At 64.4% G+C, this 21,708-nt stretch carries 18 protein-coding genes; 3 read left to right on the top strand and 15 right to left on the bottom strand.

Features of this window, described 5'->3' with window-relative positions:
- Nucleotides 1-24 precede the first annotated feature (24 nt).
- Complete coding sequence (locus tag AB7532_RS12365; protein WP_441235060.1) at nucleotides 25-945, bottom strand: LysR substrate-binding domain-containing protein; 921 nt, start codon at nucleotides 943-945, stop codon at nucleotides 25-27.
- 131 nt (nucleotides 946-1,076) lie between these two features.
- Between AB7532_RS12365 and AB7532_RS12360 the strand changes: the two genes are divergently transcribed.
- Both AB7532_RS12360 and AB7532_RS12355 read left to right on the top strand, forming a co-directional pair.
- Nucleotides 1,077-2,012: a ring-cleaving dioxygenase gene (locus AB7532_RS12360; RefSeq protein WP_441235059.1), complete on the top strand. Its 936-nt coding sequence runs from the start codon at nucleotides 1,077-1,079 to the stop codon at nucleotides 2,010-2,012.
- Nucleotides 2,012-2,638 carry an alpha/beta hydrolase gene (locus AB7532_RS12355; RefSeq protein ID WP_441235058.1) on the top strand — a complete coding sequence of 209 codons (627 nt, stop codon included), beginning with the start codon at nucleotides 2,012-2,014 and terminating at the stop codon, nucleotides 2,636-2,638. Before AB7532_RS12360 ends, AB7532_RS12355 begins: the two co-directional genes overlap by 1 nt.
- A gap of 42 nt (nucleotides 2,639-2,680) precedes the next feature.
- On the opposite strand, the gene AB7532_RS12350 is transcribed toward AB7532_RS12355, so the two are convergent.
- The 8 genes from AB7532_RS12350 to AB7532_RS12315 all read right to left on the bottom strand — a co-directional run bounded on the left by AB7532_RS12350 (nucleotide 2,681) and on the right by AB7532_RS12315 (nucleotide 14,473).
- Complete coding sequence (locus tag AB7532_RS12350; RefSeq protein WP_441235057.1) at nucleotides 2,681-3,655, bottom strand: magnesium transporter CorA family protein; 975 nt, start codon at nucleotides 3,653-3,655, stop codon at nucleotides 2,681-2,683.
- Between the two features lie 100 nt (nucleotides 3,656-3,755).
- Nucleotides 3,756-5,390 (bottom strand): amidase family protein, encoded by a 1,635-nt coding sequence (locus AB7532_RS12345; RefSeq protein ID WP_441235056.1) that lies wholly within the window; start codon nucleotides 5,388-5,390, stop codon nucleotides 3,756-3,758.
- Nucleotides 5,391-7,556: 2,166 nt separating this feature from the next.
- Complete coding sequence (locus tag AB7532_RS12340; protein WP_441235055.1) at nucleotides 7,557-9,053, bottom strand: ABC transporter substrate-binding protein; 1,497 nt, start codon at nucleotides 9,051-9,053, stop codon at nucleotides 7,557-7,559.
- Between the two features lie 55 nt (nucleotides 9,054-9,108).
- Nucleotides 9,109-10,113: an ABC transporter ATP-binding protein gene (locus AB7532_RS12335; RefSeq protein ID WP_441235054.1), complete on the bottom strand. Its 1,005-nt coding sequence runs from the start codon at nucleotides 10,111-10,113 to the stop codon at nucleotides 9,109-9,111.
- Complete coding sequence (locus AB7532_RS12330; RefSeq protein WP_441235053.1) at nucleotides 10,110-11,123, bottom strand: ABC transporter ATP-binding protein; 1,014 nt, start codon at nucleotides 11,121-11,123, stop codon at nucleotides 10,110-10,112. The genes AB7532_RS12335 and AB7532_RS12330 overlap by 4 nt, the downstream gene beginning before the upstream one ends.
- Nucleotides 11,124-11,125: 2 nt before the next feature.
- Nucleotides 11,126-12,019, bottom strand: coding sequence for an ABC transporter permease (locus tag AB7532_RS12325; protein WP_441235052.1), 894 nt, complete (start codon nucleotides 12,017-12,019; stop codon nucleotides 11,126-11,128).
- On the bottom strand, nucleotides 12,016-12,966 hold the full coding sequence (locus tag AB7532_RS12320; protein ID WP_441235051.1) for an ABC transporter permease: 951 nt from the start codon (nucleotides 12,964-12,966) through the stop codon (nucleotides 12,016-12,018). The genes AB7532_RS12325 and AB7532_RS12320 overlap by 4 nt, the downstream gene beginning before the upstream one ends.
- Before the next feature lie 85 nt (nucleotides 12,967-13,051).
- Nucleotides 13,052-14,473, bottom strand: a complete 1,422-nt coding sequence (locus AB7532_RS12315) for an amidase (RefSeq protein ID WP_441239255.1) — start codon at nucleotides 14,471-14,473, stop codon at nucleotides 13,052-13,054.
- Nucleotides 14,474-14,597: 124 nt separating this feature from the next.
- Between AB7532_RS12315 and AB7532_RS12310 the strand changes: the two genes are divergently transcribed.
- Nucleotides 14,598-15,485 carry a LysR family transcriptional regulator gene (locus AB7532_RS12310; RefSeq protein ID WP_441235050.1) on the top strand — a complete coding sequence of 296 codons (888 nt, stop codon included), beginning with the start codon at nucleotides 14,598-14,600 and terminating at the stop codon, nucleotides 15,483-15,485.
- Between the two features lie 3 nt (nucleotides 15,486-15,488).
- On the opposite strand, the gene AB7532_RS12305 is transcribed toward AB7532_RS12310, so the two are convergent.
- Genes AB7532_RS12305 through AB7532_RS12280 form a run of 6 tightly spaced genes read right to left on the bottom strand, consistent with a single transcriptional unit; the run spans nucleotide 15,489 to nucleotide 21,637 of the window.
- A complete protein-coding gene (locus tag AB7532_RS12305; RefSeq protein WP_441235049.1) occupies nucleotides 15,489-16,424 on the bottom strand; it encodes a carbohydrate kinase family protein in 936 nt (311 codons plus the stop codon).
- 5 nt (nucleotides 16,425-16,429) lie between these two features.
- Nucleotides 16,430-18,076 (bottom strand): FGGY-family carbohydrate kinase, encoded by a 1,647-nt coding sequence (locus tag AB7532_RS12300; protein ID WP_441235048.1) that lies wholly within the window; start codon nucleotides 18,074-18,076, stop codon nucleotides 16,430-16,432.
- A 38-nt stretch (nucleotides 18,077-18,114) separates the two neighbouring features.
- Nucleotides 18,115-18,888 (bottom strand): SDR family NAD(P)-dependent oxidoreductase, encoded by a 774-nt coding sequence (locus tag AB7532_RS12295; RefSeq protein ID WP_441235047.1) that lies wholly within the window; start codon nucleotides 18,886-18,888, stop codon nucleotides 18,115-18,117.
- A gap of 19 nt (nucleotides 18,889-18,907) precedes the next feature.
- The gene (locus tag AB7532_RS12290; RefSeq protein ID WP_441235046.1) at nucleotides 18,908-19,915 is read right to left on the bottom strand and encodes an ABC transporter ATP-binding protein; all 1,008 of its coding nucleotides are present in this window, start codon (nucleotides 19,913-19,915) and stop codon (nucleotides 18,908-18,910) included.
- A 15-nt stretch (nucleotides 19,916-19,930) separates the two neighbouring features.
- Complete coding sequence (locus AB7532_RS12285; RefSeq protein ID WP_441235045.1) at nucleotides 19,931-20,761, bottom strand: carbohydrate ABC transporter permease; 831 nt, start codon at nucleotides 20,759-20,761, stop codon at nucleotides 19,931-19,933.
- Nucleotides 20,762-20,764: 3 nt separating this feature from the next.
- Entirely contained in the window at nucleotides 20,765-21,637 is an 873-nt protein-coding gene (locus tag AB7532_RS12280) for a carbohydrate ABC transporter permease (protein WP_441235044.1), read from the bottom strand.
- Nucleotides 21,638-21,708: the final 71 nt, after the last annotated feature.

The raw sequence follows: 21,708 nt of genomic DNA, 5'->3' as shown, positions 1-21,708 counted from the left end.
GCAACAATGGGTCATTTCGACAAATCAGCGGTGGGCTCGGGCTCGCACGCCCACCGCCTCCTCCCGCCCGAACCGCTCCACCAGAAAATCAATGAACAGCCGCACCTTCACCGACAGATGCCGCGTTGGCGGATAGACCGCGTAGAGCGCGAGTGGCGGTGCGGAATAGCCATCCAGCACCGTTCGGAGCTCACCCTTCCGCAAAGCATCAGCCGCGATGAACTCCGGCAGCAGTGCGAGCCCCCTACCCTTGATCGCGACGTCGCGCAGCACTTCGGCATTGTTGACGCAGAGCGACCAGGCCGGCTGAATCCAGTGGTCGCCGTCGTGGCCGGTGAGCTTCCACTGATTGCCGGTGAGCAGAAAGCCGTAGGTCAGCGCGGCGTGCTCGCGCAGTTCCTGCGGATGCCCGGGCGTGCCATGACGCGCGAAATAGTCGGGCGAAGCGCAGATCATCCGCGCCACCGGCATGATTTTTCGCGCGATCAGGCTCGATGATTCCAATTCCGCGATCCGCAGCGTCACGTCGAAGCTGTCCTGGACGGGATCGAGCAGATCGTCACTGAGGACGATCTGGAGCTGAAGCTCCGGGTACCGCACCATGAAGTCGGCGAGCACAGGCCCGAGCCGCATCGTGCCGAACGACATCGGCGCGTTGACGCGCAACAGGCCGCGCGGCGCGGACTGGGCCTGCGTCACCGCCTGATCGGCCGCCTCGATCTCCGAGAGGATCACGACCGCGCGCTCGAAATAGCGCTGGCCGTTCTCGGTCGGACTGGCGTGGCGGGTGGTGCGGTTCAGCAGCTGGACGCCCAAGCTCTCCTCGAGATCGGCGATGTATTTGCTGATCGCCGAACGCGACAGCCGCAATTGCCGGCCGGCTTCCGCAAAACTGCCGCTTTCGACCACCTTCACGAAGGCCCGGAGGCTGGACACCTTATCCAAGGGCTACCTCGGGCGATTGTTTCCAAATCGTAGACATAGACGTCATATTTGCATGGATTGTCTCCAATCCAAAGCGGAACGATATTTCACCCCAGAGAGCAAGACCGCTCCCCGAATTCTGGAGGACGACAATGTCTGGACTGCACCATGTCACCGCGATCGCCGGCGACCCCATCCGCAATTTCGGCTTTTACACCAGGGATCTCGGCCTGCGCTTCGTCAAGAAGACGGTCAATTTCGACGATCCCGGCACCTACCATTTCTATTATGGCGACGAGACCGGCCGCCCCGGCACCATCCTGACCTTCTTCCCCTGGGCCGGCGTGGGTCCCGGTCGCCGCGGCGTCGGCGAGACCCATCAGACCGCCTTCCGCGTGCCGCAGCGCTCGCTTGGCTACTGGACGCAGCGCTTCACAGAGAAGGGCATCGCCTACGAGGCGTTGGAGAAGCGCTTCGGCGAATCCGTGCTGCCGTTCACCGACCCTGACGGCATGGCGCTCGCGCTGGTCGGCATTCCCGGCGCAGAGAACGAGTCCGGCTGGAGCAATGGCGACGTCCCGGCCGAGCACGCGATCCGTGGCTTCCATGGCGTGACCTTGCTGCTCGACAGCGCGGCCAAGACGGCTGCCGTGCTCACCGACGTGTTCGGCTTCAAGGAGGCGGGCCGCGAAGGCTCGGTGATCCGCTTCAAGGCACCGGGCGATGTCCAGGGCAGCGTCGTCGACATCTACGAGGCCAAGGGCTTTTTGCGCGGACATCAGGGCGGCGGCTCCGTGCACCACATCGCCTTCCGCGCGGCAGACGATGCCGAGCAGGGCCAGATGGTGCAAAAGCTAGTGAGCAATCACGGCCTGCATCCGACCGAGCAGCGCGACCGCAACTACTTCCGCTCGATCTACTTCCGCGAGCCCGGCGGCGTGCTGTTCGAGATCGCGACCGATATCCCCGGCTTCGCCGTCGACGAGCCCGTCGCGACGCTGGGACGTGACCTGAAGCTGCCGAGCTTCCTCGAAGCGCAGCGCAAGCAGATCGAGGGCGTGTTGCCGAACCTGGAAGAGAGAGTGTGATGACCGAGACTGCATTCATCCATCGTTATGAGCCCGCGACCAGCGCGGGCTCCCCTCCGCTCCTGCTGCTGCACGGCACCGGCGGTGACGAGAACGACCTGCTCGGCCTCGGCAAGATGATCTCGCCCGGCTCCGCCCTGCTCTCGCCGCGTGGCCGTGTGCTCGAGCACGGCATGCCGCGCTTCTTCCGCCGCCTCGCCGAGGGCGTGTTCGACGAGGACGATGTGCGCCGGCGCGCGCTGGAACTCGGCGACTTCGTCGCGGAGGCGCGGACGCAATACGGCATCGCCGCCCCGGTTGCGGTCGGCTTCTCCAACGGCGCCAACATCGCAGCCGCGCTGTTGCTGCTGAAGCCGGACGTGCTGGCGGGCGCGATCCTGCTGCGCGCCATGGTGCCGCTGTCGGATCCGCCAAAGCCGGAGCTCGGCGGCAAGCCGATCCTGTTGCTGTCAGGGCAAGCTGATCCGATCATCCCGCCGAGCAATTCGGCGCAGCTTGCAGCGCTGTTGTCGCAAGCGGGCGCGCAAGTCGACCACAAGGTGTTGCCCGCAGGCCATCAATTGTCGCAAGCCGACGTGACCCTGGCCCGGAGTTGGATCGGCAACGTCGACGCGAAGGCAGCATGAACCAACAAGCGGCGCGTCGTGTCCAGACGATGCGCCGCTATTTCACTCGAACCAGCCGCGGCGCCTGAACCAGATCAACGGCAACACCCCGCTGGCGATGATCGCAAGCAGCGCCAGGGGATAACCGAAGGTCCAGCTCAGCTCCGGCATGTTCTTGAAGTTCATGCCCCAGACACCGACCAGGATGGTGGGCGGCACGCCGACGACGGACACGATCGTCAGAACCTTGAACAGCTCGTTCTGCTGGATGTTGATGAAGCCGAGCACCGCATCGAGCAGGAGCTGGATCTTGTCGGACAATCGCGTCTCGTAATCGCTAAGCGAGACGACGTCCTTCGATACGGCGTGGAGACGTTTTTTCGACGCCTCCGTGATCCACTCGCTGCCGACATCGCCTGCAAACGACGCGATGCGCCCGACCCCCAGCAGAACGTCTCGCGACTTGGCGAGGCGATCGGCTAATTCGCCGACGTTCTCCAGCGCCTCACGCATCCTGCGGCTGGACCGGACCGGCCGCTTGCTGCGCACGAGTCCACCCTTGAAGACGCCCCTGGAGAGGGTGTCGACCCTCGCGGCAAGATGCTCCAAAGCATCGGCACCGCGATCGATCATCGCTTCGAGCAGGCTGGTGAACACGCACATGCCGTTCTCGAGGCTGTCGTCGGAGCCCACACGTTTGCTGATTTGGTCGAAGATCGGCAGCTCCGCAAAGCGCACGGTCACCAGTACATGCGGGCCGATGATGAAACCCACCGGCGTGATCTCGGCCTCGTTGTCCTCGCTGAGCCGGACCGCGGGCGAGCCGAGATAAAGCGTGCCATGATCGAAGATCAGGCGGCTCGACGCCTCGATCTCGCTGAGGGACTCCGCGGACGGAATGCGTATCTTCAGCAACCGTTCGACGAACTGCTTTTCCTCGTCAGTGGCATTCAGGAGATCGGCCCAGATGATCTCCGAAGGCATTTCCGCGCCGATGCCTTGCCAATCGTCGGACGGCCACCTGTGCAGTTTGAGCAACGACTGAACTCCGTCATGATCCCGGCACGCCGGATCGCTTATCCAACGCCAGGATATCCGGGTAACGCTTCAGGGTTCCAAACGTTCATTGCCAGGGAGTCTAGAGCGCGGACAAGCCAGGCGCCGATTTGCGCATGTTCGAAGCCTGCTCATAGGCGTAGGCGAGACGCAGCAGCTTGTGCTCGCTCCAAGCGCGGCCCGCGAAGGTGATGCCGAGCGGATAATCCGGCGTGTCCTTGTCGTCGGCGCCCGAGATGAATCCGCCCGGCACCATGACGCTGGGATAGCCGGCCTTCGCCGCGATCACACAACCTCCGCTGCCGGGAAACAGCACCGCATCGAGCCTGTACTGGTTCATGTAGGCGTCCATGCCGCGCGTCTTGGCGGAGAGCAGGTCCATGGCCCGCGCCGATTTGTACTCGCGCTCGCTGAGATCGCCCCTGGTATCGTCGGCGGCGAGGAAGTGGTCCTGGCCGAAACGCAGCGCCTTCTCGGCATGTGCCTCGTTGAAGGCTACGATGTCGGCAATGGTCTTGATGTCAGTGTTGGTCGCCCAATCCTTCAGGTAGCGATTGAGATCGTGCTTGAGTTCGTAGAGGAAGACGACCGGCGGCCTTGCCACAGAACCCGCGTGGCGGCTCAGCGGATTGCGATTGAGCACGGCCATGGTCGTGCCCGGCCCGCCGATCCAGCCAGGCGTCGGCATGTTGGCGCGTACGATCACGGCACCTAGATCCTCCAGCACCTTGATCGCCTCACTCATCACGTTCACCCATGCGGGCGGCAGCTTGCCGTAATAGCAATCGTTCAGCGGATCGGAGGGGTCGCTCGGCACGCCGATGCGGGCACCCTTCACCGCATCGCCTGCGAGGTCGGCGGTGTAATCGGCCGGCCGCTTCTGCCGTTGCGTCGCCGGATCAAGCGGGTCCTTGGCGGCCAGCACGTTCAGCAGCATCGCCGCGTCGCGCACCGTGCGCGTCATCGGACCTGCGGTGTCCTGGCTGTGCGCGATCGGCACGATGCCTGCACGACTGACCAGCCCGACGGTCGGCTTGACGGTGACGAGACCATTCTGGCTGGCGGGAAACAGTAGCGAGCCCGAGGTTTCGGTGCCGATCGAGGCCGCGCACAGGCCGGCCGCCACGGCGACTGCCGACCCTGCGCTCGATCCGCCCGGCAGCACGATGGGGATGCCGCGATCGTCTGTCAGCGCCGGCGCGTAAGGGTTCTTCACCTGACCACCGAGCGAGGAATAGCCCGCGGGCATGTCGACCGCGAGCATGTTGGCGAACTCCGTCAGGTTCGCCTTCCCCAGGATCACCGCGCCGGCCTTGCGCAGCAGCTTGACGACGGTCGCGTCGCGCTTCGAACGCGCCCCCTCCAGCGCCAGCGAGCCCGCCGTCGTCGGCTGCTTGTCACCCGTCGCGATGTTGTCCTTCAGCAGGATCGGAATGCCGGCCAGCGGACGCCTTGTCGACGGTTTTGTGCCGTCGAGCTTGCCCGCAATCGCGAGCGCGTCGGGATTGAGCGCGCGCACGGAGTTGAGAGCGGGCCCATTGCGGTCATAGGCCTCGATGCGTGCGAGGTAAGCCTCGGTCAGTGCCGTGGCCGTGACCTGCCCATTGGCGAGGGCGTGAGCAATCTGGCTCAGCGCCGCGTCTTCGAGCTTCAGGGTGATCGCTGCTTCGGCAGCAGTCGTAACGCGGCCAGCGGCGCGGCGGGATGGCTTCTTCATGGCGTGCTTCGCCTGACGGCGCGTCTCGAACCATGACAGCCGCGATGATGTTATCCTGCCAGTGTTTTGCCCGAGGGGTCAACGACATCGCGCGCTCGCGCAAGCCGTTGAGCAGATCGCGCAAGCCATTGAAATGACTAACCCCCGTCTACTGTGCCCGGGATTTTCAGATTTTAATTTTGGATCACAAAAAAATGGCCACGCTCCAAGGCGGAGGCCATTGTTGACGTGACAAGGTTCGACTTGCAGTCTCGAACTGAAGGCGCGGCCCCTAATCGCAGGTGCGGTTTCGCCGAAGGGCTTCATCGCAAATAAAAAACGCCGCCCGCTTAAATAAAGCGCGGGCGGCGGATTTCCAGCCCCGGGAGGGTGAGAGTAAAATCCCGATACATGTAGGTCTCGACGTCGCGTGCCGAAGTTCATCACGTCGGCAGGTCGAGGCCCAAATTTAGAATGGTGGCTGTAGTCCCGGCGACGTCAACCATCTGTTGAGCTCTCCGGCAACATCGATCTGACCGGCTTTTCGCAAAAGCTCCGTGCGGCGGACGCCGAGGGGCATCCCCTTGGCTTGGAGACGGAGATTGTCCGCCTCTTCCGCGAGACGGTATTCGAATGTCAGTGATTGTCTCGGGGATCGTTGAGCCGACATGTTTGACGCTCCGCTGCATGGTCAAGCGGGAGCGCAACTTGCGTTCACACCACCGATAGATGCCAAGAGCCGCTCGGTGGTGGTGCAACACTGCGCTCTTATCTGCAGAATAGCGAGCGCTTTGTCTCAGTTCCTGCGCCGTTAACTCTGTGTCGAATCAACGCGTATGCAGCGACAAACCCTGATCACTCAGCATCGCCCAGCGCCTTCTTTGAACGATCGACGCGGACCGCTCTAAACTCCGCAGGCCCGTCGAGCAGATGCACCTTTCGGATCTGGTGCTCCCTGGAACTCGCCGCGCTGTCTGCCCTGTCGTCCAATGCCGCGCCGGCCAAACGATGGGCTCGCCGTCGTTGGCGGACCGCCCGTCGACCTTTGGTATCCTCTTTCGTCATTTGACCTCTGAATTGGAGAAACATGTGCCTGGTCAGCCATCTTCTTGCTGAAAGATCCCATCGCTATTTTCCTTTGGTGGCCCAAGACGGACGCTCACCGGTCCAGGCCGGCAGAGCATCCCACTCGGACCAACGCATCCGGCGCTCCTCATCTCCGACCCTCACGAAAACAAAGGGCGCATCGTCCCGGCCGGTTTTCGAACCAACAAAAATTGCGGGAACCCCGTACGCATCCCTGATGATGACAGTGTTTGCCATAGCCAACTCCGGTCTGGGCTTGGGTCTCGGCTTCGAGCGCCCAGCCTGCATTTCGGCGTATCGTCATCGAGCGGACCTACCTCTATAGGACGGCCACGATCGCGATCAGCAGTAGAACGAAGAACGGCGCCAATAGCGGTGGTACGAGCCACCCACGAATGTCGAATTTGACAGGATCTGACATCTAACCGCCTTCCTCTCGGGCCAAGGCGGGAGCGCGATGCTCTCAGTCACCGATAACAGCCATCAAGCGCGCGGTGATGCCGGCTGTGTAACAGCCTTCTCACCAACTAGCGAGATTATTCTCGACCGACTTTCGCGTGCTTGCCCAGCGCGAATGGTGGCCTCCACGTGCTGGTATCCGAACGCGATGATTGTACACGGAATCGCAGATCGCCAGGCCCCGCGGCCAACCCGTTCCTTCGCCATGAAAGGAGGGACCAGATCGCGACCAGGCGGGCGTTACGCCGCCTCGGCCGCGATGGTGACTGTCCCGCTGCTCACGAAGATTCTGTCGCCGCGGAACCAACACCTCCCAGTCATCGGTGTTCCGCCGTTTTCTGAATTATCTCGGCGTCAGTCGTGAAGGCGCGATGTGTCCTTCACCGGGATCGGAAGGCCACCCATTGTCGATTTCGGATTTACCGACGATGACATCATGCCAGTGTTTTGCCCGACGGGTCAATGGCGCCGTGGACCTGCGCAAGCCAAAGAGCCGCCCACGCAAGCCGTTGAAATGACTAACCCCGTCTACTGTGCATGGGGTTGTTTTCAGATTTTATTTTTGGACCCACAAAAAATGGCCTCTCTCTGAGGGAGAAAGGCCATTGTTGAAGCGGCAGGCTCAACGCGATCAAACGGTCCCTACTCCCAGGACCACGTCGAAAAATCGTTCTCGTATTGCGGCACGTCCTTCCAGACGCCCTTCAGCTTCTTCGCTGTGATGGTGATCAGCTGCGGCTGATACATGTAGGCGGAGACGGCGTCGGTGGCGAGCATGCGCTGGGCATCGCCGAGCAGCTTTGCGCGGGGAGCTTCGTCCGGCGTCGACACGATCTGCTTGTAGAGCGCGTTGAAGGTCTCGTTGTTGTAGCCGAGGTAGTAGTCCGGCTCGGTGATCTTGACGAGATCGAACGGCTCGACATGGCTGACGATGGTGAGATCGAAATTGTGCGGACCGTTGCCGGCGAACACCTGCGACAGCCATTGCGCCCATTCGACGTTCTCGATCTTGGCGATGATGCCGACCTTGGCGAGCTGCGCCGCGACGATCTCGCCGCCCTGCCGCGCATAGGACGGCGGCGGCAGCTTGAGCGACAGCTCGAGCGGCGTGGTGACGCCGGCTTCCGCCAGGAGCTTCTTCGCCTTCTCGGGATCAAACGGATTGACGCCTGTGGTGTCGACATAGCCGAGCGCGCCCGGCACGTAGAAGCTGCCGATCGGTGTGCCGAAGCCGTCAGCCGCGCCGTCGATCATCGCCTTGCGGTCGATCGCGGCGAGGATGGCACGGCGGACACGGACGTCGTCCAGCGGCTTCTTGCGGTGGTTGATCGCGACGATGGTCTTGGCGCGGGAGCCGCCGATCATCACGTTGAAGCGCGGATCGGCCTTGAACTGTCCGATGGCCCGTGCCGCCGCAACGCGCGGGAACGCATCGACGTCACCCGAGAGCAGTGCTGCGGTCTGCGCGGCGGGATCGGAGATGAAGCGGATCGTGACCTTCGACAGCTTGATCGCGGCAGCGTTGCGATAGTCGGCCCATTTGTTCAGCGTGATCGAGGAGCCCTTGGCCCAGGCACCGAGCTGATAGGGCCCGGTGCCGATCGGCTGCGTGCCGTTGGTGGCAGCGCTCTTCGGCTCGACGATCGAGCCGCTCGCCTGTCCCAGCAGGAACGGCAAATTCGGCTCGGAATACTTCACCGAGATCACGACGGTGTCGGCATCGGGCGCGTCGACCTTCTCGAAAGCCTGGAACAGGCTCTTGTCCTTGTTGGTGCTGGTCGGAATCGCGTTGCGCTCGAACGAGAACTTCACCGCCGCCGAATCGAACGCCTCGCCGTTCTGGAATTTGACGCCCTTGCGCAGCTTGAACGTATAGGTCTTGAGGTCGGGCGATGCCGTCCAGCTCTCGGCGAGCAGCGGCGAGACCGAACCGTCCTCGTTGATCTTGGTCAGCGTCTCGTAGATGTTGTAGAGCGTGACTTCCGCGATCGCAGCAGCAGCCGCGATGGTGGGATCGAGCCCCGGCGGCTCCAGCGCCATCGCCATAACGACGCTGTCCTTCTTGCTCTGTGCCAGCACCGGCAACGGTGCGGCGGCAAGCGCAGCGGCAAATGCGACGATCGATAGTTTTCTGAACATGCGTAACTCCCCGGCCTTCTCTGCTTCCCAGCCTAAGCCAATTCGGTTGCGGACACTAACCTTCCATGGCCGCCTGCGGCAACGCCATCACCGCTTCCGCCTTGTGACAGGCGGCGAGATGGCCCTCGCCCACCTTGCGTAGCTCAGGCAAGGCGTCGCGGCAATGCTGGTCGGCGAGCGGGCAGCGCGCGACATAGGGACACCCCGTTGCAGTCACCGATTGCGAGGCGATCGCCTGGGCCCCGCGCCGCCGCCGGCCCCCGCCGGCGCGCGCCCGCGGCACGGCATCCAGCAGAGCCCGCGTATAGGGATGGGCGCAGTGCTCGAACAGATCCTCCGGCCGGCCCTGCTCGACGATCCGGCCGAGATACATCACCGCGACCTCGTCGCAGAGATAGTCGACGACGGCGAGGTCGTGGCTGATCAGGATGTAGCTGAGACCGAATTGCTCCTGGAGGTCCTGCATCAGGTTCAGCACCTGCGCCTGCACGGAGACGTCGAGCGCCGAGACCGGCTCGTCCGCGACGATCAGTTTCGGCTGCGTGATCAGCGCGCGCGCGATCGCGATGCGCTGGCGCTGGCCGCCGGAGAACTCGTGCGGATATTTATCCATGTCCGCTTCGCGCAAGCCGACCTGCTTGAGCACCGCGGCGACCCGGGCGCGAAAGGTGGTGCGGTCGGCGTCTTCCAGCACGGTGAGCGGCTCGGCGACGATGCGCGCGATGGTCTGGCGCGGATCGAGCGATCCGTAAGGGTCCTGGAACACAATCTGGAAATCGCGCCGCGCGCGGCGCAGTTCGTCGGCGGAGATTTGGTTGAGGTCGCGCCCGAGTAACGCGACCTGCCCCGAGGTCGGCCGCTCCAGTGCCATCACCACCCGCGCAAAGGTGGATTTGCCCGATCCGGACTCACCGACGATGCCGAGGCTCTTGCCGGCGTTGACCTGCACGCTGACGCCGTTGAGCGCGCGCACCTGGCCCGGCGGACGAAACAGGCTTTCGCGCGGCAGCGTGTAGCGCTGCTCGAGATCCCTGACGTCGAGAAGCGGCGCGGTGCTCATGCGGACAGCGCTCCGACATGCGCGGCCATGGAGACATCGGCGCGCACGCAGCGAACACCGTGACCGGGACCGACATCGACCATCGGCGGCAGCGCAGCGCGACATTTGTCTTCGACCAGCGGGCAGCGGTCGCCGAACGTGCAGCCGGCCGGCAGGTCCGCAAGCTCGGGGACCGTGCCCGCAATCGTCGTCAGCCGCGTGCCCTTGCGCGCGCCGAGCTTCGGGCGGGCGCGAAACAGGCCCTGCGTGTAGGGATGCCCCATGCGGCGGAAGACATCATCGGTCGGCCCGCTCTCGACGACGGTGCCGCCATACATCACCAACATGCGCTGCACGTTCTCGGCGATGACGCCGAGATCGTGCGAGATCAGGATCATCGACATGCCGCGCTCCTCGACGAGGTCGGCAATGAGATCGAGGATCTGGCCCTGGATGGTGACGTCGAGCGCGGTGGTCGGCTCGTCCGCGATCAGAAGGTCCGGCTCGCAGGCGAGCGCCATCGCGATGGTGACGCGCTGGCGCTGGCCGCCGGAGAACTGGTGCGGATAGGCATCGATGCGTTTTGCCGGATCAGGCAATCCGACGCGGTCGAGCAAGGCGATCGCCTCGCGCCGCGCCTGTGCAGCGGAGTATTTCTTGTGACGCCGCAGCGGCTCGGCAACCTGGTTGCCGATCGTGTGCATCGGGTTGAGCGCGGTCATCGGCTCCTGGAAGATCATGCTGATGCGGTTGCCGCGCAGGCGACAATAATCTGCATCCGCGAGCCCCGCGAGCTCGCTGCCGTCCAGCTTGATACTGCCGGTGATGAGCGCGCTGTCCGGCAGCAGCCCCATCAGCGACAACGCGGTGACTGACTTGCCGCAGCCGGATTCACCGACGAGCCCGAGCGTCTCGCCGCGTTTCAGCGCAAAGCTGACGCCGCGCACGGCCTGTGCGGGTCCGCGGCTGGTGTTGAGGCGCACGCCGAGATTTTCGACCTCGATCAGCGGCATGCTGGAACGCTCGCCCATCCTCATCGCTCCCGCGCCAGTCTGGGATCGAACAGATCGCGCAGTCCATCGCCGAGCAGATTGAGGCCGAGCACGGCAATCGCGATCGCCGCGCCCGGATAGACCGCGAGCATCGGTGACTGGAACAGCAGCGTCTGCGCATCGTTCAGCATCCGGCCCCACGACGGCTGCGGCGGCTGCGTGCCGAGGCCGAGATAGGAGAGCGCTGCTTCGGCGAGAATCGCGAGCGCGAACTGGATCGTGACCTGCACGATCAGGATCGACAGGATGTTGGGCAGCACGTGCTCGATGGTGATGCGAAATTTGCCCTTGCCCGAGGCGCGCGCCGCCAGCACGAATTCGCGCGCCCAGATCGCGTTGGCCGAGCCGCGCGTCAGCCGCGTCAGTGTCGGGATCTGGAAAATGCCGATCGCGACGATCGAGGTCACCATGCCCGGCCCCACGACGGCGGCGAGCATGATCGCGGACAGCACCGCCGGAAAAGCAAAGGTGAAATCGGAGAAGCGCATGATGATCTCTTCGGTCCAGCCGCGCTTCGCCGACGCGATCAGGCCGAGGCAGACGCCGAAGGTGAGACCGATGCTCACGGCGATGATGCCGACCGCGATCGTGGAACGCGCGCCCGCCAGCAACAGCGAGACGATATCGCGGCCGAAGGAATCGGTGCCGAGCCAATGCGCGGTTGAGGGCGGGCGGAGTTTCGAGGCGATGTCGATCTCGTAGGGCGACCAGGGCGTCCACACCAGCGACAGCAGCGCAGAGGCGAGCACGATGATGCTGAGCAAGCCGCCCAGCACAAAACTGCGATGCCGGAGCGCGCGGCCCCAGAAGGTTTTGGCGGGCAGACGGCGCGTAACAACCGGTGCCTCAACCGAAGTGGTCAGGGGCGCGCTCACAAATCGTGGACCTTGATACGGGGATCGATGAAGGCATAGAGCACGTCGACCACGAAATTGACGATGACGACCATCGCTGCGAGCAGCATCACGCAATTGCGCACCACGATCAGATCTCGATTGGCAATTGACTGGAAGATGAGGCGGCCGAGGCCCGGCAGGTAGAACACGTTCTCGATCACGATGGTGCCGGCGAGCAGATTGGCGAATTGCAGCCCCATCACCGTCATCACGGGGATCATGGCGTTGCGCAGCACGTGGCTCCACAGCACCTCGCGCTTGCCGAGCCCTTTTGCACGCGCGGTGCGGACGAAATCCTCGCGCAACACTTCCAGCACGGCCGAGCGCGTGACCCGGGCGAGGATCGCGGCCTGCACCACCGCGAGCGAGATCGCGGGCAGCAGCAGCGACTTGATGCCGAGCCAGACGCCATCCTCCCACCCGGCGAACCCGCCGGCGGAGAGCCATTGCAGCCTGACCGAGAACAAGAGCACCAGCAGGATGGCGAACCAGAAGTTCGGCAACGCGATGCCCACTTGCGTCAGCGACATCACGCCGACATCGCCGATCTTGTTGTGATTGGCGGCGGTGTAAATCCCTGCCGACAGCGCCAGCGTCACCGTGATCGTCATGGCCATGATCGCGAGCGGAATGGTCAGCACCAGCCGCTCCGCGATCAGGGCGGCGACCGGCGTGCCGTAGACATAGGAGTTGCCGAGATCGCCGACGAGCAGGCCCTTGATCCATTGCAGATAGCGAACCGCCAGCGGCTGGTCGAGCCCGAGCTTGACGGTGAGCGCGCGCACCGCGTCGGTCGAGGCGTCGGCGCCCATCAGCATCTGCGCGGCATTGCCCGGCAGCGCGTCCAGCACCAGGAAAATGATCACGGATGCGCCGACCAGGGTCGCCAGCAAGGTCAGCAGACGTCGGAGGACAAATACGCTCATGCGCGTTCAGGTTCGGGGCACATCCGCGGCACGATCACCATGTCCGGACGCCGGAGGCAAGGGCTTTGCTGCACACCCATTGTCGTCATTCCGGCCAGCGGGACAGGAGGTCGCTCGAGGCCTCGAACAGCGCGCTCACGCGCAACAATTCTGCGTCTTGACGGAAGCGGCCGACGAGCTGAAGCCCGATCGGCAGGCCGTCGCGGCCGAAGCCGGATGGCAGGCTGACCGCCGGATGCCCGGTCATGTTGAACGGCATGGTCCAGGGGAACCAGTGCGGCCGGACGCTGTCGAAATGCCGGCCGTCGATCTCGATGGTGCCGAACAGATCCTGCTCGATCGGCAGCGCGGTGCGCGTGAGGGTCGGCATCGCCAGGAAATGGCCGCGCGCAAGCAGGGATTGCACACGACGGAACAGCGCGGTGCGCGCGAACATTGCCTCCTGATAATCGATGCCGCTGACCTCGGTCGCAAGCGCAAGCTGCTTGAGGAAGGCCTCGCTCAGCTCGTCGCCGTGTTCGGCCGCGAGCTTGGCAAAGCGCGTGCGCCAGACCGTGTGGTTGATAGCGCGCCAGATCGGCTCGATGTCAAAACCCTCGCCGGAGAATTCCTCGAGCTCGGCGCCGAGCCCGGCCAGAAGGTCGAGGCTCGACCCGAAGCTGGCGGCGACTTCGGCGGACACGGGGCGGCCCGGCGGCGTCAGGCAGTACAGGATCCGCTGTCCGCGCAGATCGCCGCGCGGTACGGCCGCGTCGATGAAATCGGCCACGGGAACGCCGATCGACCAGGGATCGACAGGGTCCTCGCCGGCCATCGCCTGCATCATCAGCGCGGTGTCGGCGACGGTGCGCGTCATCGGCGTGACGTAGGTCTGGTTGCCGAACACATCCAGCGCCTGGCTGTGCGGAACCACGCCGTTGCTCTGCTTCAAGCCCACCACGCCATTGCAGGTGGCGGGGATCCGGGTCGAGCCGCCGCCGTCGGTCGCGATGGCAAGCGGCGCAATCCCGCTGGCAACCGCGACGGCCGCCCCGCCGCTGGAGCCGCCGGAGGAACGCTCCGCGCTCCACGCATTGCGGGTGCGGCCGAACAGCGGCGAGTCGGTCAGGCACTTGCTGCCGAATTCCGGCGTCGTGGTCTTGCCGATCAGGATTGCGCCTTCACTGCGCAGCCGCGCGACTGCCACGGCATCCTCATTCGGGACGTTGTCCTTGTAGGGAACGGCGCCGAAGGTGGTCTTGACACCCTTCGTGTTGACGATGTCCTTGACGGTGACGGGGATGCCGTGCAGCAGGCCGAGCGGCTCGCCGGCCATGACCTTGCGCTCGGCGGCGCGGGCCTCCGCCATCGCCTCGTCGCCGCACAGGGTGATGAAGCAGTTCAATTCGCCTTGGCGCGCCTCGGCACGGGCGAGCACGGCGCTGACGATCTCGACGGGAGAAATCTTCCTTGCGGCGACGAGGCTGCGCAGCTCGGTCGCGGACAAGAGACAGGGATCGCCGTTCATCGTCACATTACGCTCCGAAGCGGGCCGCCGTTGGCCCAAAGACATTGACAGCGAGAATGACAGTTTTGTTAACTCGCCGTCCAATACCATTTTGATGGTCAACCCATACGTTCTCGGTATGCCAATGGATCTTCGCCGGCTCCGCTATTTCGTTGCCGTCGCCGAGGCGCGCAGCCTCGGCAAGGCCGCCGAGCGATTGCGGATGGCCCAGCCGCCGCTCTCGGTCCAGATACGCAAGCTCGAGGCCGAGATCGGCGCGCCGCTGTTCCACCGCGGCACCCGCGGCATGGACCTGACCGAAGCCGGCCAGGCGCTGCTGGCGCGCGCCGGCGAAGCGCTGGCGCTGGCGGCCGACGGCGCCGAAGCCGCGCGCGCGGTCGCATCCGGTCGCCGCGGGCGGCTGTCGGTCGGCTACATGTTCGTGCTGGCGAATGCGATGCTGCCGCGGCTCATTCCCGAGTTGCGCCGCGCGATTGCCGGCATCGACCTCGACTTCGCCGAGCTCAGCGCATCGACGCGCGAGGCCCGGCTGCTCGACCGCAGCGTCACGGTCGCGCTGTGCATGCCGGCGATCAACCATCCCGAGATCCAGGTGGCCCGGATCGGCGCGCAACCATTCATGCTGGCGATGCCGAACCGCTCGCCTCTCGCGCGCATGAGCGCGGTGCCGATAGCGCGCCTCCACGGCCGCCCCCTGATCGCGCTGCCGCCCCCGGAGCGAGACCCCGCCTCCTCCGCGGTCGCGGCCATGCTGCGCCGGCAGCAAGTGGTGATGCCGATCGCGAGCCGGGTGGAGACGGCGCATTCGGCGATGAGCCTCGTTCTGGCGGGCGAAGGCCTCGCCATTCTGCCGGCCTGCGCGAAGCTCGGCGCGCCACGCGGCATCGTGTTCAGACCGCTGCGCGACGCCACCGATTCCATCGACATCGCCGTCTGCTGGCGGCGGGACTCCCGAAGTCCGCTGATCGGAACCTTCCTCAAATGTGCCGAGAGGGCCGTCGCGAAGCTGTGAGCGCTACAAGCTCCAGGTCACCTCGTGGCTCCAGGGCGGATCGGCGCCCGGACGGGTGCAGGTCAGGCCGGCACATTTGGCGGCAAAGGACAGCGCGCGGCGGAGCTCGTCTGTGCCGATCTCCTTGAGCGCCTCGCGCGCGAGCCGCCCCTGCTTGTGCAGGGCGAATAGCAGCGCCGCCTGGAAACTGTCGCCGGCACCGATGGTGTCGGCGACCTCGATCCTTGGCGCCTGTACTTCGATTTGCCCGGCTCCCACGTGCCATGCGGTGGCGCCGTTGTTGCCGCGGGTGATAACGACGAGGCTCGTGCCCTGTCTCAGAAGTGCGCTTGCGCGCTGCTGCCAAGGCTCATCGCCGAAGAGATAGCCGAAGTCGACGTCAGACATCTTGATGAGATCGGCACGGCGGGCGAACTCGGCCATGCGCGCAAGATAAGCCGGCTTGTCCTTGACCAGATTGGGCCGGCAGTTCGGATCGAAGGAGATCGTCGACGACGCCTGCGCATCCGCGACCAGCGCTGTCGTCTCGGCCGCGCCTTGATCGCTGACCAGCGTCGTCGAGCCGACGTGAACAGCCTCGACCTTGTCGAAGGGAATTGTCCCGCGCCGGTAAGTCCAGCTCCGCGTGGCGGTCTGCGCATCGTAGAATGCGTAATGCGACTCGCCCGCCACAATGCGGACGAAGGCGAGCGTGGTCTGGTGATCGCTACGGGTAGCCAGATCAAGCGCGACGTTCGACGCCGCGGCGTGATCCGCGATCATGCGCCCGAACAGGTCGGTCGAGATGCCGCCGACAAAGCCGGTCGGAGCACCCAACCGCGCCATGCCGATCGCGACGTTGAGACAGGAGCCGCCGACCGCGGGCATCACCGCCTCGCGCCCGTCGGCGTTTCGCGTCGGCACGAAATCGATCAGCGCATCGCCGCAGGAAATCAGCATCGGTTTCAGTCCTCGGGAACATCGCGCATCGCGGCCCGGCTGCCGCGATCGACCTCGCGCAGCAGCTTGTACACGTCTCGCTTGCGGGAATGAAACGCGGCCATATCCGGCGCGGTCGGCTCGCTCTTGCGTCCCAGCGCCGACATCTTTGCCATGGTTTCGCCGATCGAAGCATAGGCGCCGCCGGCAACCGCGCCCAGCATCGCAGCGCCCAGCAGCACCGGCTCCTTCGTCTGCGGCAGCGCGACCGTGAGGCCGGTGGTGTCGGCCATGATCTGCCGCACCAGCGGGCTGCGGCTGGCGCCGCCGCCCATGATCATGATGCTGGAATGAACGCCATGCGCGGCAAAGGCTGCGATCACCTCGGCGAGCCCGTAGGCGAGACCGCAGAGACCGGCGACGAACAGGCGCTCCATCGAGTCAACGTCGGTATCGAGATCGAGGCCCGCGATCACCGCGCGGGTGTCGGGATCGGCGTAGGGCGAACGGTTGCCGATGAATTCGGGAAGCACATGCACGTCGCGGGCGAGCAGCGCGGCGCGGCTGGCGTCCCCGGCGCGCGCAATGATGCGGCGCTCGAGGAATTCAATGAGATCGACGCCCTCATTGCGTGCCGCCGCGTTCGCCTCGGCGTGCCCCGGATGCGACTTGAGGAGATGATCGATCGCCGCGCCGGCGGCGGACTGCCCGCCCTCGTTGAGCCAGAAATCCGGCACCATGCCGGAGTAATAAGGACCCCACACGCCCGGCACGAAGCACGGCTCCTTCGTTGTCGCCATGATGCAGGCCGACGTTCCCATGATGTAGGCGAGACGGTCGCTGACATCGGTTGCACCGCCCGGGCCGTCGCGGCCGCCGATTGCACCGATGCCACCGGCATGCGCATCGATCAGTGACGCGCCGACTGGCGTGCCGGGCGAGAGGCCGAGATCGGCCGCAGCAGCTCGGGATAGGCCTTCGCCGAGCCGTGTCCCGGGCGCGACGATGTCAGTGCCGATGCGGGCGTAGTTCTCGCTGACAAAGTCGGACAGGCCGATGCGCTGGAAGAACGGCGCACTCCAGCCACCGCGGTCATGCGCGAGATAGTTCCATTTGCAGGTAACGGTGCAGGTCGAGCGCTGGAGCGAGCCGGTCGCGCGCCAGGTCAGATAATCTGCCAGATCGAAAAAATGACCGGCAGCATCGAAGCTCGCACGCATGTGCCGCTTCAACCACAAGAGTTTCGGCATCTCCATCTCGGGCGAGATCGAGCCGCCGACATAGCGCAGCACGGGATCGTTGGTCTCGTTGATCAGCCGCGCCTCGGCTGTAGCACGGTGATCCATCCAAACGATCACATTGCGCTGCTTGTCGCCACAGCTGCTGACGGTGACCGGCTCACCTTGCTTGTCGAGGACGACCAGGGAACATGTGGCGTCGAAACCGATGCCGCCGACGCTATCGGGCGCGATGGCAGCCTCCGTCATCGCGCTCCGCACGGATTTGACACAGGCGTCCCATATGTCCTGGGACGACTGCTCGACGATGTCGCCGGCCTCGTGCCAGATCCGGATCGGATGCTTGGCGGTCGCGAGCAACATGCCCGCCTCGTCAAACACCCCCGCCCGCGTGCTCGTGGTCCCTACATCGACGCCGATATACGCTCGCGGCATTGTCGCTCCCGGAAGCTCTCGTCAGTTTTGACGCAAGCCTACCAGCAAGTGTAGCCGCCATCCACCAGCACGATGCTGCCGGTCATCAGGCTCGCAGCCTCAGAGGACAGGAACAGCACGACGGAGGCGATCTCTTCCACCTGCCCCATCCGCGCCATCGGAGTTCCACCGATCCAGGCGTCGTACATCTCGGCATTGCTCTTCACGAAGGCATTGAGCGGCGTCTCGATATAGGTCGGCGCCACCGCATTGACGCGGATGCCGCGCGCGCCCCATTCAGCGGCGAGCGATTTGGTCAGATGGTGCACACCCGCCTTGGACGCGTTGTAGAAACACTGCTCTTGCGGCTTGTTGACGATGAAGCCGGACATCGAGCCGACATTGACGATGGCGCCGCTCTTGGCCTTCAGCATGTGCTTGCCAAACTCGCGGCAGCACCAGAAGGTGCCGTTGAGATTGACGTCAATGACGTTGAGCCAGTGCTCGTCGGTCACGGTCTCGGCCGGGGTCTCGCTGCGCGCGATGCCGGCATTGTTGACGAGGATGTCGACCTTGCCGTAACGGGCGACGAGGTCGTTGGCAACCTCCGCTACGCGCTTCGTGTCGGTGACGTCCATGATCGCGGTTTCGATGTCGTAGCCTTTCGCTCTCAACTCGGTCTTTGCGCTATCGGCAACCTTGCTGTCGCGGTCGCCGATGATGACCCTTGCACCGGCTTCGGCCAGCGCTTCGGCACAACCAAGGCCAATGCCCTGTCCCCCGCCGGTGATGAACGCGGTCTTGCCGTTCAGCTTGAATTTTTCCAGGTACATGATGGTCTTCCGTTTCTTGTTAGGCGCGAAGTGCGTTGCCGCTCTGGTCGAAGCGGTGGATGCGCGCGGGGTCCGGCACCAGCGACACACGGTCTCCGGCATGCAGGCTCAACTCGCCGATGTAGCGTGCCGTCAGCATGCCGAGCGGACCGGCATCGACATAAAGGAAAGTATCGCTGCCCAGATGCTCGGCTACCGCGATCGTGCCCTGCCAGCCGTTTCCGCCGCCCTGCTCGATCTTGAGATGCTCCGGCCGCACACCGATCGTGGCCGCGCCCCGCTGCAGGGCGAGTTCACCGGTCACGAAGTTCATTTTCGGCGAGCCGATGAAGCCGGCGACGAAGAGATTAGCGGGCCGCTCGTAGAGCTCCAGCGGCGAGCCGTATTGCTCGATCTTGCCGCCGTTGAGCACGACGATCTTGTCGGCCATGGTCATGGCCTCGACCTGGTCATGCGTCACGTAGATCGCGGTGGTGCCGAGCTGCTTCTGAAGCCGCGTCACCTCGATCCGCATCTGCACGCGCAGCGCCGCGTCGAGATTCGACAGCGGCTCGTCGAACAGGAACGCCTTGGGCTCGCGGACGATGGCGCGGCCGATCGCGACGCGCTGACGCTGGCCGCCGGACAGCTCGCGCGGCTTGCGATCAAGATACGGCGTGAGGTTGAGCGTCGCAGCGGCCGCTTCGACCTTGCGATTGGTCTCGTCCCTGGAGAGCCCCGCCATCTTCAGGCCGAAGCCGATATTGCCGCGCACGCTCATATGCGGATAGAGCGCGTAGGACTGAAACACCATGGAGAGCCCGCGCTTGGCAGGCGGCGTGTCGACCACGTTCTTGCCGTCGATCAGGATCTTGCCGCCGCTGACATCCTCGAGGCCTGCGATCAACCGCAGCAGCGTGGTCTTGCCGCAGCCTGAGGGGCCGACGAACACCACGAAGGAGCCGTCGGCAATCTCGAGATCGGCGCCCTTGATGATGTGCACGGGGCCGAAGGATTTCTGTACATCCTGAAGTGTGATCTGACCCATGATCCGGCAGCCCCTCTACTTCACTGCGCCAAAGGTGAGCCCGCGCACGAGCTGCTTCTGGCTGAACCAACCGAGGACGAGAATGGGCGCGATCGCCAGCGTCGAGGCCGCCGACAGTTTTGCCCAGAACAGCCCTTCCGGGCTCGAATAGGAGGCGATGAACGTCGTGAGCGGCGCGGCGTTCGCGGTCGACAGATTGAGCGTCCAGAACGCCTCGTTCCAGGCGAGGATCAAATTGAGCAGCATGGTCGAAGCCAGACCCGGGATCGCCATGGGAGTCAGCACGTAGACGAGCTCGCGGCCGATGGTGGCGCCGTCCATGCGCGCGGCTTCAAGGATGTCGCGCGGGATCTCCTTGAAGTAGGTGAACAGCATCCAGATCACGATCGGCAGATTGCCGAGGCACAGGATGAAGACGAGGCCGATGCGGGAATCGAGCAGGCCAAAGGTCTTGTAGATCAGGTAGATCGGCACCAGCACGCCGACCGGCGGCATCATCTTGGTCGAAAGCATCCAGAGCAGGATGTCCTTGGTGCGCTTGGTCGGTGAGAACGCCATCGACCACGCAGCGGGGATTGCGATCAGCAGTGCAATCAAGGTCGAGCCGCCGGCGATGATGATCGAGTTCAGCGCGTGGTGGAAATAGTCGCTGCGTTCCTGCACCGTCGCGTAGTTTTCCGTGGTCCAGTGAAAGAACAGGAATGACGGAGGGATCGCGAAGGCTTCGAGCTCGGTCTTGAAGCTCGCCAGCACCATCCAGAGGATCGGGAAGAAGATCAGGAAGCCGAAGAACCATGCTCCGATCGTCGAGATCACCACGTGCTGCGTCGTTGTCTTGCGCGCCATGATTCAGGCTTCCAGATTGCGGCCGACGATGCGGACAAGGAAGAAGGCGACGATGTTGGCGATCACGACAGCGACCAGGCCGCCCGCCGAGGCGGTGCCGACATCGTACTGGATCAGTGCCTGCGAATAGATCAGGAAGGCGATGTTGGTGGTGGACAGTCCGGGCCCGCCGCCCGTGGTGACGTAAATTTCCGCAAAGACGGTGAGCAGGAAGATCGTCTCGATCAGGATCACCACGGTGATGGGGCGCGCCAGATGCGGAAGCGTGATGTAGATGAAGGTCGAGACCGCACTGGCGCCGTCCATCTCGGCGGCCTCCTTCTGCTCCTCGTCGAGGGATTGCAACGCGGTCAGCAGGATCAGCGTCGCGAACGGCAGCCATTGCCACGTCACGATCAGGATCACCGCAAACAGCGGCATGTCGTTGAACCAGTCGATCGGCGTCAGATGGAACAGCGAGGCGAGCCAGGCGAACAGGCCGGACACCGGATGCATCAACAGGTTCTTCCAGACCAGCGCGCTCACCGTCGGCATCACGAAGAACGGCGCGATCACCATCAGCCGCACGAAATTGCGCCCGATCACCGGCTGGTCCATCAGCAGCGCCAGCGGAATGCCGAGCAGGATCGTCAGCGCCAGTACGGAGCCGACCAGCACCAGCGTGTTCTGGAGCGAGGCGAGAAAGGCGGGATCGGTCAGGAAGTAGCGGAAGTTTTCAAGCCCCACGAACGATTCCGAGCCGGGATCGAGCAGGCTGTAATGCAGGGTCGAGAAATAGATCGTCAGTGCGAGCGGGACGATCATCCAGATGAAGAGCAGTCCGACCGCAGGCGTCAGAAGCGACCGCGCGAGAAGCTGCGTCTGCCGGGTTGCCATTCCTCACTTCTCCGCTTGCGGGAAGAAGGCGGCCATCCATTCAGGGAGAAGTGGATGGCCGCAAGTTTGAG

Origin of the sequence: Bradyrhizobium sp. 930_D9_N1_4 (genome assembly GCF_052076015.1) — a bacterium.
GTDB lineage: Bacteria > Pseudomonadota > Alphaproteobacteria > Rhizobiales > Xanthobacteraceae > Bradyrhizobium.
Note: the sequence above shows the minus strand (reverse complement) of the source record. Positions and strands in the feature narration are given on the sequence as shown.

What these genes read in the sequence shown, in the direction of transcription:
- AB7532_RS12360 (WP_441235059.1), top strand. Translation starts at nt 1,077, where the DNA reads ATGTCTGGACTGCACCATGTCACCGCGATCGCCGGCGACCCCATCCGC.
- AB7532_RS12355 (WP_441235058.1), top strand. Translation starts at nt 2,012, where the DNA reads ATGACCGAGACTGCATTCATCCATCGTTATGAGCCCGCGACCAGCGCG.
- AB7532_RS12300 (WP_441235048.1), bottom strand. Translation starts at nt 18,076, where the DNA reads ATGCCGCGAGCGTATATCGGCGTCGATGTAGGGACCACGAGCACGCGG.
- AB7532_RS12310 (WP_441235050.1), top strand. Translation starts at nt 14,598, where the DNA reads ATGGATCTTCGCCGGCTCCGCTATTTCGTTGCCGTCGCCGAGGCGCGC.
- AB7532_RS12335 (WP_441235054.1), bottom strand. Translation starts at nt 10,113, where the DNA reads ATGAGCACCGCGCCGCTTCTCGACGTCAGGGATCTCGAGCAGCGCTAC.
- AB7532_RS12285 (WP_441235045.1), bottom strand. Translation starts at nt 20,761, where the DNA reads ATGGCGCGCAAGACAACGACGCAGCACGTGGTGATCTCGACGATCGGA.
- AB7532_RS12315 (WP_441239255.1), bottom strand. Translation starts at nt 14,473, where the DNA reads ATGAACGGCGATCCCTGTCTCTTGTCCGCGACCGAGCTGCGCAGCCTC.
- AB7532_RS12340 (WP_441235055.1), bottom strand. Translation starts at nt 9,053, where the DNA reads ATGTTCAGAAAACTATCGATCGTCGCATTTGCCGCTGCGCTTGCCGCC.
- AB7532_RS12280 (WP_441235044.1), bottom strand. Translation starts at nt 21,637, where the DNA reads ATGGCAACCCGGCAGACGCAGCTTCTCGCGCGGTCGCTTCTGACGCCT.
- AB7532_RS12345 (WP_441235056.1), bottom strand. Translation starts at nt 5,390, where the DNA reads ATGAAGAAGCCATCCCGCCGCGCCGCTGGCCGCGTTACGACTGCTGCC.
- AB7532_RS12290 (WP_441235046.1), bottom strand. Translation starts at nt 19,915, where the DNA reads ATGGGTCAGATCACACTTCAGGATGTACAGAAATCCTTCGGCCCCGTG.
- AB7532_RS12305 (WP_441235049.1), bottom strand. Translation starts at nt 16,424, where the DNA reads ATGCTGATTTCCTGCGGCGATGCGCTGATCGATTTCGTGCCGACGCGA.
- AB7532_RS12330 (WP_441235053.1), bottom strand. Translation starts at nt 11,123, where the DNA reads ATGGGCGAGCGTTCCAGCATGCCGCTGATCGAGGTCGAAAATCTCGGC.
- AB7532_RS12295 (WP_441235047.1), bottom strand. Translation starts at nt 18,888, where the DNA reads ATGTACCTGGAAAAATTCAAGCTGAACGGCAAGACCGCGTTCATCACC.
- AB7532_RS12320 (WP_441235051.1), bottom strand. Translation starts at nt 12,966, where the DNA reads ATGAGCGTATTTGTCCTCCGACGTCTGCTGACCTTGCTGGCGACCCTG.